We start from the raw sequence: 12,382 nt of genomic DNA, 5'->3' as shown, positions 1-12,382 counted from the left end.
CATCGCGAACGGTGACGAGTCTCTACTCATACGCTGCGGCAGCGACGTCGACGGCCGCCGCGAGCGCGATCTCCTCCATCGCCCACAGCATGGCCTCGGCGTCGCCCGGGGCCAGGAAGTGCGAGTCAAGATACACGGTGACGGCGATGGCCTCGTCGGACCCGTCGACGTTGAGGAACAGCGCCGAGGACTCGCCGTCGGCGGCGCTGAGCCACTCGAAGGACGACTGCGCCGGCGCGGGGACGTCCTGCGCGTTGCCGCCGGAACGGCGGTCGTTGACGCTGACGTCCAGCTCGATCTCGGCGCCGCGCTCCGCGACGATCGTCGCCAGCAGCCGCTCGAGATCGCGCCGGTCGAAGTAGGCGTACTTGCAGGCCGCCAGGGTGGCGGCATGCGCCCGGCGCAGCACCTCGCGGAAGTCGCCGTCGGTGTCGATGACGCACAGGCCGGCCTGGGAGACGGGGCCGACGGCCTGGGTCAGGGCGGGCCGGAACCGGTTGCCGACGGTGATGCGCAGCGGCAGGACGGCCGGGCCGCCGACGCGGGCGAAGGCGAGGGCGAAGGTGGCGAGCAGGGCCGCGCCGGCGTCGAGGCCGTCCTGGGACGCCGCGGCGTGCAGCGCCTTCGGCAGTGCCGCGGAGCGGAACAGGCCGGTCCAGTGCCGCGGTTGGCGCGGGTCGCGCGACGGGGGCATCCGCGGCACGGGTATCGCGCGCAGGTTCCGGTCCCAGTGGCGCAGCGCGGCGGCGTTCTGCCGCTGCCCGGCCGGGCCGGCCTGCTCGCGGGCCTGGTCGATGGGCCAGGTGCCGGCCACCGGGGCGGTGCTGCGGGAGTCGCTCTCGCGCATCATAATCGCCGCGGCGGCGCCGTCCAACGCGATGTGTGAGGCGATCATGACGATGAAGAGGCACGCATCGCCGCGGCACACGACCGCCATCCGCAGCGGCCATTGCGTGGTGTAGTCGAACGGCTCGTCGCGGTAGCGGGCCTCGATCGCCGCCGCCACGGCCTCGGGCTCGTCAGAGCCAGCGTCGAAAACTTCGAGGTCGATGACGCCGGCGGCGTGGACGACCTGACGGGGCCAGCCCGCCGCGTCGAACGCGAGCTGGGTGCGCATCGTCTGGTAGCGGCTCATGACGTACCGCAGCTCGGCCTCGACGTCGGTCACGGACGTGCCCTCGGGCAGCGGCCGCACGCCGCCCATCGCCATCGCGTGGCCCAGCTTGGCCATCGACAACCAGATGTCGATCTGTCCCCATGACAGATCGCCCTCGCCGTCGCCCGCACCGGCGAACATGACCTCGTGGCGACGCACTGTGGCCGACATGCGCCCACTGTAGGGCTCGAAACGTGGGTTTCATAGCGTCTCGGATCGAGAGCCACGAGGCCCTCAGGGCCTTTGCGCCACACCATATATGGGTGCTTGGAACAGGAAGTACAAAGTGACCGACGTCGACAGCGGCCCTATAGGCCGCACTCAAGCTCGCCGATCCCGGGATTCGCGTCGGCGAGACGGCTCCACGAGGACGACAGGCCCCTCTCGATGCGAGAAGGGCCGGCCTGCTTCTCAGGGGGCCACCTTCCGCACCAGGATCTCACCGAAGCGGACCACCACCGTGGAGTCGGCGATGCCGTCGCGCAGGGTCGGCAGTGAGGCGAGAGTGCTCTCGGCCTGGTCGGTCATGACGACATAGTCGATGCTCGACGCGCCCCCGGGTAGGTATTTCTGCATGACCTCCGGGTCGGTGTCGACCTTCCACAGCCAGACCGGTCTGGTGAAGCCGGCCAGTTTGAGGTCCATCCAGATGTAGCCGTCGGTGACCACGGCGGCGTCATGGGGGATGTGGTCGATGACCCATCTCGTGGCCGCCCGCGAGTCGGCGCTGCCATCGGTTTTCGACTGGTCGTACAGGGTGGTCGCCCAGGCCGGTACGACCAGGACGGCGGCGACGGCCGCGGCCGCCAGCGGTGCCACGCGCCAGGTGCGGCCGCGGGCCCACAGCATGTCGCAGGCGCCGGCGATGAGCAGCGCCGCGAACGGCAGCATCGCGATGACGTACGCGAAGGGCATGTACCCGCCACGGCACATCATCACGACCTGGATCAGCAGGGCCAGGCCGATCGGGCGCAGCCACGCGACCGCGAACCCGGCCGGGATGAGCAGCACTCCGGGCAGCAGCAACCACGGATCCAGGTCGACCCACGACTTCGCCAGGCTGAATGTGCCGGAGGAGGAGTCGAGCAGGCTGCCGCTGCCCGACCGGCCGAACAGCTGCCACCACAGCGCCCCGGTGAGGCTCACATGTCCCGTACCGGGCAGGAGCTCGTTCTTGAGCAGGGCGAAGACCGGGTAGGAGGACACCAGCACGGTGAAGGAGACGAAGAAGACGCCGAGGTTCCACTTGCGGGTCCGCCGGTCGGTGTGCTGCACGAGCATCCAGACCAGCGCGGGGAGCAGGATGACAATGGTCTCCTTGCACAGCGCCGCCGCGCGCTTTCCACCGCCTCGGTCCTGGCGAGCCGCAGGAGGCCCGCGAGCCGGGCCATGAGGTCCCCGGGCAGGACCGCGGAGGTCACCGCGCGGGACATCGCGATCATCCCGGCAGGGCGCTCGGCCTGGCGCACGGCGTCTCCGTTCGGTAGAAAGCGTCTGCTTCGATGGATGTGAATGTTAGTCAGTCAAGGCTGGTCGACCAAGTTCCTCCTTCCCCTGGCCCTGCCGTCCGGGCATCCGTCCGAGGCGAACGTCAGGCGATCTCCCTTGGTGCGCCAGAGGTGCTCGTGGCTACCGTGGGCGACCCGGGCACACCGCCCACGGTCCTGATCGCCGCCGTCCTCGGGTCGCGCTGAGCGAATTTGGCCGTCCCGCCCTGGCGTACCCGCAGGCCCGTCATCCCCCCGTCGACTGCCAGGGCGGCTCCGGTGGTCGAGCCCGAGGTCGGGGCGGCCAGATACGCGATCGCGCGGGCCACTTCGTCGCTGCTGACCAGGCGGCCGTGCGGCTGGCGGGCCTCGAGCTGGATCCGTTCGTCGTGCGGCTGAACAGCCGAGTTGAGCAGCCGTTCGACCCACGGAGTGTCGGCCGTGCCCGGGTTGACGGCGTTGACCCGGATCCCTTCACCAACGAGGTCGGCTGCCATTGCCCGAGTCAGGGCAAGCACCGCGCCCTTGCTCGCCGAGTACAGCGCTCGCTGTGGAAGCCCCAAGGTCGCGGCGATCGAGCAGGTATTCACGATCGCGGCGTGCTGGGACGCCCGCAGATGCGGCAGCGCCGCCCGCGTCGCGCGCACGATGCCGAGCACGTTGATGTCGAAGACGTGGTGCCACTGGGCGTCGTCGTTGTCTTCGACGGTGCCTTGCGCGCCGATTCCGGCATTGTTGATCAGGACGTCCAGGCCTCCGAGCTGCCGGGCCACGAGGTCGACCGACCGCTTCACGGCGTCGCCATCACCGAGTTCGGCGAGAACGGTGAAGATTCCGGATTCCTCGGGGGGTGATTGGCGGTCCAGCACCGCCACCGTTGCGCCCAGGGATCGAAGATGCGATGCCGTGGCCAGGCCGATGCCTGACGCTCCGCCGGTGACCAGAGCCCTAACGCCCTCGAACTCGCCCATGGTTCTCCTCTCGGCGCCGGCGATCGCTCAGCCGGACAGTCGCACCCTGTCGGTGGGCTCGCCGCCCGAGTCCGGGCAGACACAGCACGGCTGGTAGAGTACAACATGTCGATCGTCGGTCAATATACCGACCAGTATGAGTTGTAGACTTCGGGGCTGGCGCAGTGGTGCGTTACTTTCCGGCCTTGGAGCCATGTTGAGGGGATGCCCGATGCCGCCAAGGAGCGTTGACGACGACGAAGACGAGGCCGTGCGGGCCAAGGTTCCGGCCGTGATGCGCGCCTTCGCGCTGCTGGACGTGTTGAGTGAGCGAGGCTCGCGGCCCACGACGGTCAGCGAATTGGCGCGCCGGCTGGATATCCCGAAGTCATCGACGATCAACCTGATCGGGGTGTTGCAGTCGCTCGGAGTGGTTCACCGGCGCGACGGCGGCCTCGTGCTGGGCTCGCACTTGGTCGAACTTGGCGCGGGCTATCTGCGCAGCGTCGACCTGGTGCAGGAGTTCCGGGACCTGTGTCGCGAGGATGAGACGCTGGCCGACCACACCATGCAGCTGGCCATGCTGGGCTCGGGATTCGAGGTCCTGTATGTGTCGCGTCGGCTCGGCAAGCAGTCGGTTCGGCTGACCTCCGAGGTCGGCCTCTCGATTCCGGCGAACTGCACGGCCACCGGCAAGGCCATGCTGGCCAGGCTGCCCGATGCGGACATTCGGGCGCGTGTCCCCGGCCATGGGCAGTGGCGTGCGCTGACGGCGCGCTCGATCACCGACCCGCAGGCATTCTTCGAGGAGTTGGCCCGGGTGCGCAACCGGGGCTTCGCGATCGACGACGAAGAGGCTGCCGAAGGCTTGTGCTGCGTCTCGGCCGCCTTGTCCACGCGGCGGGGTGGCCGCGGCGACGGCTTGGCCGCGGTGAGTGTCTCCGTGTCCAAGCCCAATGCCACCTTTGAGCGGATCTCCGCGCTGGGTGCGGCGGTGCGCCGGGTTGCGGCTGAGCTCGGTCACCGCGTCGGCTCCGACCCCGTCTGGGAGTAGGTCAGGCACAAGCCGAGGCTGTCTTGCCCGGTTACGTCATGAAATCGCCGACCTCGGCGGTTGGATAGCAGGCGACCACGACTTCTGGATGATCTTCAGGTTCTGACCTGATGATCATGTTCAGGAGTCGTGCTCGTGCCGGTCTAATCCCCTTTAGTCCTGTTGTTGGCCACCTCGCGGGTGCGGGGCCGCCGGTACCCGGGCGGCTACGCCGCGACGCCGGCGGCCTCGACGGCATCCGAATCCGCGAAGAAAATCGCCGGAGGCATCACCGGCGTGCCCGCCGACCTGGCCGGCCTGCCCGCCGCAACCGCCACGTCCGCGAACGCCGGTGCGTGGAAAATCGGCTGTACCGGGTCGCAGGCGCCACCTTCCACGAGGACAACTCCCAGCTCAGAGCCGGTGCCGCACGCCGCGCCCTGGCTGTGCTGCCCCAACCTCGTCATCGACGCCTACCGACTCGCCGGACGCGCCGACATCGACCACGACCGCCGCGACCCGCACGACCGGGTCGATGTCTTCGCCGTCCATGGCGTCTCGTGAACCATCACCAAACCGGACAGACAGAAGCAACGCCGGGGCCCTGGGCTGGGCACATGCCGAGGCCGGGGCGTTGACACCGCCATGTCCGCTCAGTACATTGCGCTGACCAGTGGTCAATCAGTTGTACGGAGTGCGAATGAAGCGCTTGATGCGAATCAACGTCGGGGTGATCGTCATGGCGCTCGCCATGGGCACCTCGGCTTGTGGTGGGAGCGACGACAAGGCGGGGGAGAAGGGCGGAAGTGAGGCGAAGCGAAAACCCAAGATCGCCCTGAGTAACTCATACAACGGCAACTTCTTCCGCCAGACGATGGTCAAGTCGTTCGAGGCCGCGGCCGACGGCGCCAAGACCGACGGGCTGATCGCCGGCTCGACGGTGGTCAACGCCGACAACACCGCAAACGGGCAGTTGTCGCAGTTGCAGAGCCTGCTCGTCCAGGACTGGGACGTGATCACGATCAACGCCGCGTCACCGACCGCCCTGAACGGTGCGATCCAGCAGGCCTGCGCCAAAGGCACCAAGGTCGTCGCCTTCTCTTCCCTGGTCACGGCCGACTGCGCGTACAAGGTGAGCTACGACTGGGAGAGCCATGGTCGCCAGCAAGCCGAATACATCGGCAAGCAGCTGGGTGGCAAGGGCAATGTGCTGGAGATCCGGGGCATCTCCGGGACCTCGGTCGACGACGACATCCACCGCGGCACGGTCGAGGGCTTCAAGCAGTTCCCGGACATCAAGATCGTGGGCTCGGTCCGCGGCAACTGGACCAAGTCGGTCTCCCAGCAGGCAGTGGCCGGCATCCTGCCGTCCCTGCCGCAGGTCGACGCGGTGGTGACGCAAGGTGGTGACGGCACCGGAGCGGCGCTGGCATTCAAGGCGGCCAACAGGCCCATCCCGACCATCATCATGGGCAACCGCGGAGACGAGCTGCGGCTGTGGAAGGAACTCGTCGATGGCGGCTCCTACGAGACGATCTCGCTCTCTGCCGCTCCCGGCGTCGCGTCGATCGCACTCTGGGTCGGCTATCTGCTGGCCATCGGTGAGGACGTTCCGAAGGACATCCGGGTACCGCTCATCCCGATCACAACGGCCGAGCAGCGCGACGCCTGGATCGGCGTCACGCCTCCGGACGGGGTCGCTGGACCGATCTACACCCTGGACTTCACCAAGCGGCTGGTGGCTGCGGTCAAGGGCGGCGCCGCGCCGCCGAACTCTCCGAAGCCCGGCGACAGCGACTTCAAGTCACCGTTCTGATCGGTAGCAAGGGCGAGTCAAAGGGAAGGGCACACGTGCTGATGAGAACGAGCGGGGTTGCCTCTGCATCCGATCGCTCAACCGATCTGCCGGAGCATTCGGCCGCATTCGAGTTGGCGGGGATCGCCAAGGCGTTTGGGCCGACTCAGGCGCTCAAGTCTGTCGACCTGACAGCGCGCCCTGGGGAGGTGATCGGGCTCGTGGGGCACAACGGTGCCGGCAAGTCGACCCTGATGCGGGTTCTCACCGGACAGGTCCGGCCCGATGCGGGCACGCTGGGACTGGGCGGAACCGCCTGCGGAACGGACTTCGCTCCGCGGGCTGCCCGCCAGCGCGGCGTCCGAATCGTCGAGCAGGAGCTCAGCCTGCACCCGAACCTCAGAGTCCTGGAGAACCTGCTGGTGCGCTATCCGGGCGCACTGGGGTGGCGGTGGCGGCGAGCGGCCACAGAGGCAGCGCAGAACGCGCTCGCCGCCGTCTTTCCCGGCTCGCGGATCACGGTCCGCACACGGGTCGGTGATCTGCCGCTCGGCCAGCAACAAATGGTGGAGATCGCCCTGGCGGTCGCCGACGTCGGCCCGCCGATGCGGCTGCTGGTTCTCGACGAGCCGACAGCCTCGCTGGACGGGCCGACGGCGGACCAGCTGTTCGCCTTCCTGCGATCGCCGCGGATGGAGGGTGTCTGCACGCTGCTGGTCTCGCACCGGCTCAGGGAGATCTCTCAGAACGTCGACCGTGTCGTCGTCCTCCGCGACGGTCAGGTCGTGCATCAGGCGAGCCCCGGCGAACTCGACCGGGACGCCCTGATCAGGCTGATGGGCGACGGGACCGACCCGGACCAGGCGGACTCCACGCAACAGGACGCGCGCGCCAACGACGGGGAGCCCTTCCTCATCGATCTGCCCGCTGCACCGGGACGGCAGATCACCGTCCGGCGGGGCGAGGTTGTCGGCCTGTCCGGGCTCGACGGCCAGGGCCAACGCGAGATCCTGCATGCCGCATTCGCGGCCTCGCGTCGCGGCCCTCGCAAGGCGAGCTTCGTCAGCGGCGATCGCGGCGGAGAGGGCGTGATGCCGCTGTGGTCCGTGCGCCAGAACGTGTCGCTCTCCTCGCTGCGCACGCTGAGCAGGCGAGGGCTGGTCAATCCGGCCGCGGAGTCCGGCCTGGCCGAGGACTGGATCCGTCGCCTGGACATTCGGGGCAACGTCAACGGGCTGATCGGCAACCTCAGCGGAGGTAACCAGCAGAAGGCCCTGGTGGCGCGTGCTCTCGCGGCTGAGTCCGATCTCGTGTTGCTGGACGATCCGACCCGGGGCGTGGACATCTCGACCAGGCACCAGATCTATGACCTGGTGCATGCGGAGGCCGCTCGCGGACGGGCTGTCCTCTGGTACTCGACCGAGACCGATGAGATCCGCCAGTGCCACCGCTCCTATGTCATCCAGGCCGGGCAGGTGGTTGACGAACTCGAACGGCACGAATTCAGCGAGGAGAGGCTGCTCTTGGCCTCCTTCGCCGAGAAGACGCCCTCTGAAACCGCCGAAGACGAAGGAGGTGAGGTGTCGTGACGACCACGGCGACCGTACCGGCTCGCGCCCCGCGGCTAGCGGGACGTCGATGGCAGGACCTGTGGACAGCCGGCCTACCGGCCGCGGGGCTGGCCCTGATGCTGATCGTGCTCCGGCTGGTTGAGCCCGGTACCTTCACCGCCGAAGGGATGAGCCTGGTACTGCGCAGCTCCACCCCACTGGTGCTGGCAGCGACCGCGCAACTGTGCATCATCGCGGTCGGCGACCTCGACCTCGGCGTCGGCTCGGCGCTGGGCTTCGTCAACGTCGTGATCGCCTCCTGGCTGGCCAGCGATCCGGTCTGGGGATGGCTGGCGCTGGCCGGCGTCATCGGCGCCTACATGGCCATGGGTGCCCTGATCCATGTCCGACGCCTGCCGGCGATCATGGTCACGCTGGCCGCCTCGTTCGTCTGGCTGGGGGTGGCGATGCTCGTCCTGCCGACACCGGGCGGGATGGCGCCCGGCTGGCTGGCCCGTTGGGCCTACTGGGACACCCCGCTGGTACCGCTGCCAATCGTCCTCGCCGCCGCGGTCGCGATCGTCGCCTCCCTGATCCTCAACCGGTCAAGACTCGGGATGATCGTGCGGGCCCTGGGAAGCAACCCGCGGGCCCTCGACAGCGCCGGCCGGTCGTCGGCGCGGGCCAGAGTCGCCGCCTACGGCCTGGCTGGATGCTTCGTGGTGCTCGCAGGCTTCGCCGTCACCGCGAACACCGCCAGCGGCGATGCGCACGGAACCTCGGGCTACACCATCCTGACGATCGCCGCGGTGATCCTGGGCGGCGCCCGGTTCAGCGGCGGTGTGGTGGCACCGGTCGGGGCCGTACTGGGAGCGATCACTCTCGGGCTCGTCGCCTCGGTGCTCACCTTCCTGAACGTCTCCTCGGACTATCAAACCGGAATCCAAGGGCTGCTGCTGCTCGTGGTACTGGCCGGGCGCGCTCTGGGACGGAGGTCGCGATGAGTCGGGTGGCACAGGCGGGCCTTGCCTCACAAGCCCACAGGTGGGGCCGGCGGATACTCGCCGCACCCGCGACGTGGTCGGTTGCCGCGGCGATCGCCGTCTGGCTGATCACTGTCGCGCGCGCCGGTCGCGGCTTGGAGAACACCCTCGTCTCGGCAGCCGTGGTCGCGGTGTTCCTGGTGCTGGCCGGCATCGGGCAGATGTTCGTCATCACAGCGGGCAACGGGAACATCGACCTCTCGATCTCCTACGTGATGACACTGTCGGGGTTCGCCGCGGTGCGGGTCATGGACGGCTCGAACTCGCGGCTGCTCTGGGGAGTGCTGGCCGCGATCGTGGTCGGCCTAGCCTGCGGGCTCCTGAACTTCATCGTCATTCGCGGACTCGGCGTTCCACCGATCGTGGCCACCTTGGCGGTCGGCTTCGTCTTGTTCTCGATCTCCCAGCGCCTGGCGCACAGCGGTTCGTCTGAGCCGAGCCCGGGACTGACGTCGTTCACCAGTGTGCGTTGGCTGGGTGTTCCGATCGGCGTAGCCGCGACCCTCGTCGTCTCCCTGGTTGCAGCAATCATCCTGCACCGCACCGTATTCGGCCGGTCCGTGCAATCGGTCGGACAGAACCTGCGCGCCGCCCGACTCTCCGGGATCTCGGTGGACCTGACCGTCGCCATGGCCTACGTGGCGAGCGGTCTGTTCGCCGGCCTGGCCGGACTGATGCTTGCCGGGTACTCGGGGGGAGCCGCGCTCGACCTGGCCAACACCTACCAGATCGCCTCGATCGCCGTGGTTGTGCTCGGCGGCTCGTTGATCGCAGGCGGCCGCTCGACCGTGGTCGGGGTCTGGGGCGCGGCCATGTTTCTCACGCTGCTCACCACGATGCTCAACGTCTTAGGACTGATCGCCGCCTGGCAACTCATCGTCCAAGGCGTCCTGATGGTCGCGGTCCTGGCGCTGGCGGCCGGCAACCAGCGTCGCTCCCGCTAGCCAAGGCGATCGAAACACCGCTGACCATGACCTCAAGGAGGGAGGTCAGGCGCAGAACTGGCCCGGTACTTCGTCATCGGGCATCGGGGGGAAACCGTCCCGGCGTCGCCGCGCAAAAGCCGGCGGGCCGACCGTATCCGCACAAGGAGTGAAATGTCTGACAACACCCCATCCGCACCCAGCTCTGAGTCAGGGTCCGGCGTTTCGCGACGTAAGTTCGTCAAGGCTTCGGGCGTGGTCTCCGCCGGTGCCCTCGCGGCCACGGCCTTAGGCGCCACTCCCGCCATGGCGCACGGGAACCAGGGGAACCAGGGCAACCAGGGGCAGGGCAACCAGGGCAACCAGGGGAACAAGAAGGTCCCGGTGCTCGCCCTGATCGGTGACCGCGTGCACAATGCGGACTACATTCACACCCACCTCAACCGGCTCTTCGCCGAGATGAACCTCGGTTTCCACTACACGATCGCCTACGAGGAATTCCAGAACAAGAAGGCGATCCTGGACCGGCTGGCCAACTACAAGGTCTTCCTGGGCTTCCGCGACGGCACCAACTACCCCGGCGGATACGTGGGACCGGACGCCTGGCCGTACACCACCTCGATGATGGCGCCGCAAGCCCCCCTGGTGAACAAGCCTTGGGTCACCGACGCATTCGGTCAGGCCGTCAAGGAGTGGGTGGCCGGCGGCGGTGGCCTGTTCGCGGCGCACAACAACTGCCACGTCGCGCTCTACTCCAAGGACTACCGCGAGGTGGCCGGCGGCATGTACGACGGACACCCGCCGATGCGTCCCTGGAAGGTGCTGGTCAAGCGGGAACAGGCGCAGCACCCCATCATGCGGGGCGTCACCGACTACATCGTGACCGACGAGCAGCACTTCACGCTCTACGACGGTGACCCGAAGTACATCCTGATGGAGGGCGAGAACATCGACGGGATCCCCTACGTCACCGACACCGGGCGCCGCCTGGCCCGGTCGACTCAGGCATGGGCATTCCCGTACGGACGCGGGCGAGTGGTGCACAACTCCGTCGGTCACAACCTCGACGCGCTGTGGAAGCCGCAGACGCTGACCTTCTGGTCGAACGCGATCAGGTGGCTGCTGCGGGAGATCTGACCTGATGGTGGGTGCGGCCGTTCGCGGCCGCACCCACCATTGGCAGTGCTACAGATGATCCAAGAGAAGGGAACCTCAATGACGACACTGCACATCGACCTGGTACTCGAACCCGACCACGCCGAGCCGCTCGTGCGTGCTTTCCAGCAGAGCTTCGTGCCGGCGGTATCGATCCAGGAGGGCTTCAGAAGCGTCAGGCTGCTGGCCCCGGCCGACGGCGAGTCCAACTATCGCATCAGCCTGGAGTTCGAAACCGAGGAACTGCGCCAGAAGTGGGTCGCCAGCCAGGAGCACGGACCGGCATGGGACGCGATCGTGGAGAGCATCGCAAGCTTCTCGACGGCGCTGTTCGACGAGGTCGGCACCGGAAATGGTGACGCACAGTGACGAACTCGGCTGGAAGCTTCGACGTCCTGCTGGCCCGCGGCGCTGAGCTCGAACGGCTGGCAACCGGATTCGCGTTCACCGAGGGACCGGTCTGGCAGCCACAGGAGCAGCGGCTCTACTTCAGCGACATGCCCGGCGACACCCGGCGGTCCTGGTCCGAGGAACACGGGGTGAGCGTGGTGCGCCACCCGAGCAACAAAGGCAACGGCCTAGCCTACGACTCGGACGGGAACCTGGTCGTCTGCGAACACGCCACCAGCCGGCTGATGCTGGAGCGGACGGACGGGTCGGCCGCCGTCCTGGCCGATCGCTGGAACGGCCACGAGCTGAACAGCCCGAACGATGTGGTCGTCGGGCCGCGGGGCGACATCTACTTCAGCGATCCCATCTACGGCCGGGTCCCGGGGTTCGGGATCGAGCGCGAGCAGGACCTGTCGTTTCAAGGCGTATTCCGTATCGACGCTGACGGCGCGCTGTCGCTGGCCACTGCGGCCGAAGAGTTCGAGCAGCCGAACGGGCTGTGCTTCTCACCCGACGACAGCCTGCTGTACATCAACGACACGCCACGCGCGGAGATCAAGGTGTTCGACGTGGCGCCGGACGGCTCGCTCGGCCCAGCCCGCGTGTTCGCCGATGAGATCGGTGACGGCGACCCGGCCCGTGGCGTTCCGGACGGGATGAAGTGCGACAACCGCGGCAACATCTGGGTCACCGGCCCCGGCGGCGTCTGGGTGTTCGACGAGCTTGGCAAGCGCCTCGGCGTCCTGCAGGTGCCCGAGACCGTCGGCAACCTCGCATGGGGCGGGGCGGACGGCAGGGACCTCTTCTTGTGTGCCTCGACCTCGCTCTACCGCATTCGCACGAGCGTGCGGGGCACAGGACTGCGGCACCCCGCCGCCGCGGGGGCGTAGGTGTGACCCC

The 12,382-nt window shown here is 68.1% G+C and carries 12 protein-coding genes; 9 read left to right on the top strand and 3 right to left on the bottom strand.

Going from position 1 to position 12,382, the window contains the following annotated elements; all coding sequences use genetic code 11:
* Positions 1–22: 22 nt before the first annotated feature.
* From AB0367_RS28830 to AB0367_RS28820, 3 genes are all read right to left on the bottom strand, one after another.
* Positions 23–1,327 (bottom strand): condensation domain-containing protein, encoded by a 1,305-nt coding sequence (locus AB0367_RS28830; protein WP_366229591.1) that lies wholly within the window; start codon positions 1,325–1,327, stop codon positions 23–25.
* Between the two features lie 240 nt (positions 1,328–1,567).
* Complete coding sequence (locus tag AB0367_RS28825; RefSeq protein ID WP_366229590.1) at positions 1,568–2,437, bottom strand: hypothetical protein; 870 nt, start codon at positions 2,435–2,437, stop codon at positions 1,568–1,570.
* Positions 2,438–2,747: 310 nt separating this feature from the next.
* A complete protein-coding gene (locus AB0367_RS28820) occupies positions 2,748–3,614 on the bottom strand; it encodes an SDR family oxidoreductase (protein WP_366229589.1) in 867 nt (288 codons plus the stop codon).
* A 211-nt stretch (positions 3,615–3,825) separates the two neighbouring features.
* On the opposite strand from AB0367_RS28820, the gene AB0367_RS28815 reads away from it, so the two are divergent.
* The 9 genes from AB0367_RS28815 (at position 3,826) to AB0367_RS28775 (ending at position 12,372) form a co-directional block, all read left to right on the top strand.
* Entirely contained in the window at positions 3,826–4,647 is an 822-nt protein-coding gene (locus AB0367_RS28815) for an IclR family transcriptional regulator (RefSeq protein ID WP_366229588.1), read from the top strand.
* A 165-nt stretch (positions 4,648–4,812) separates the two neighbouring features.
* Positions 4,813–5,190, top strand: a complete 378-nt coding sequence (locus AB0367_RS28810) for a hypothetical protein (RefSeq protein WP_366229587.1) — start codon at positions 4,813–4,815, stop codon at positions 5,188–5,190.
* 136 nt (positions 5,191–5,326) lie between these two features.
* Positions 5,327–6,442: an ABC transporter substrate-binding protein gene (locus AB0367_RS28805; protein WP_366229586.1), complete on the top strand. Its 1,116-nt coding sequence runs from the start codon at positions 5,327–5,329 to the stop codon at positions 6,440–6,442.
* A 41-nt stretch (positions 6,443–6,483) separates the two neighbouring features.
* Entirely contained in the window at positions 6,484–8,010 is a 1,527-nt protein-coding gene (locus AB0367_RS28800) for a sugar ABC transporter ATP-binding protein (RefSeq protein WP_366229670.1), read from the top strand.
* Positions 8,007–8,975 carry an ABC transporter permease gene (locus AB0367_RS28795; RefSeq protein WP_366229585.1) on the top strand — a complete coding sequence of 323 codons (969 nt, stop codon included), beginning with the start codon at positions 8,007–8,009 and terminating at the stop codon, positions 8,973–8,975. The genes AB0367_RS28800 and AB0367_RS28795 overlap by 4 nt, the downstream gene beginning before the upstream one ends.
* On the top strand, positions 8,972–9,958 hold the full coding sequence (locus tag AB0367_RS28790) for an ABC transporter permease (protein ID WP_366229584.1): 987 nt from the start codon (positions 8,972–8,974) through the stop codon (positions 9,956–9,958). The genes AB0367_RS28795 and AB0367_RS28790 overlap by 4 nt, the downstream gene beginning before the upstream one ends.
* A gap of 285 nt (positions 9,959–10,243) precedes the next feature.
* On the top strand, positions 10,244–11,074 hold the full coding sequence (locus AB0367_RS28785) for a ThuA domain-containing protein (protein ID WP_366229583.1): 831 nt from the start codon (positions 10,244–10,246) through the stop codon (positions 11,072–11,074).
* 78 nt (positions 11,075–11,152) lie between these two features.
* Entirely contained in the window at positions 11,153–11,461 is a 309-nt protein-coding gene (locus AB0367_RS28780) for an antibiotic biosynthesis monooxygenase (RefSeq protein ID WP_366229582.1), read from the top strand.
* Entirely contained in the window at positions 11,458–12,372 is a 915-nt protein-coding gene (locus AB0367_RS28775; RefSeq protein ID WP_366229581.1) for an SMP-30/gluconolactonase/LRE family protein, read from the top strand. Before AB0367_RS28780 ends, AB0367_RS28775 begins: the two co-directional genes overlap by 4 nt.
* Positions 12,373–12,382: the final 10 nt, after the last annotated feature.

This window comes from Dactylosporangium sp. NPDC051484, assembly GCF_040689395.1.
In the GTDB taxonomy this organism is placed as follows: Bacteria; Actinomycetota; Actinomycetes; order Mycobacteriales; family Micromonosporaceae; genus Dactylosporangium.
This window is presented reverse-complemented; position numbering and strand designations above follow the sequence as displayed.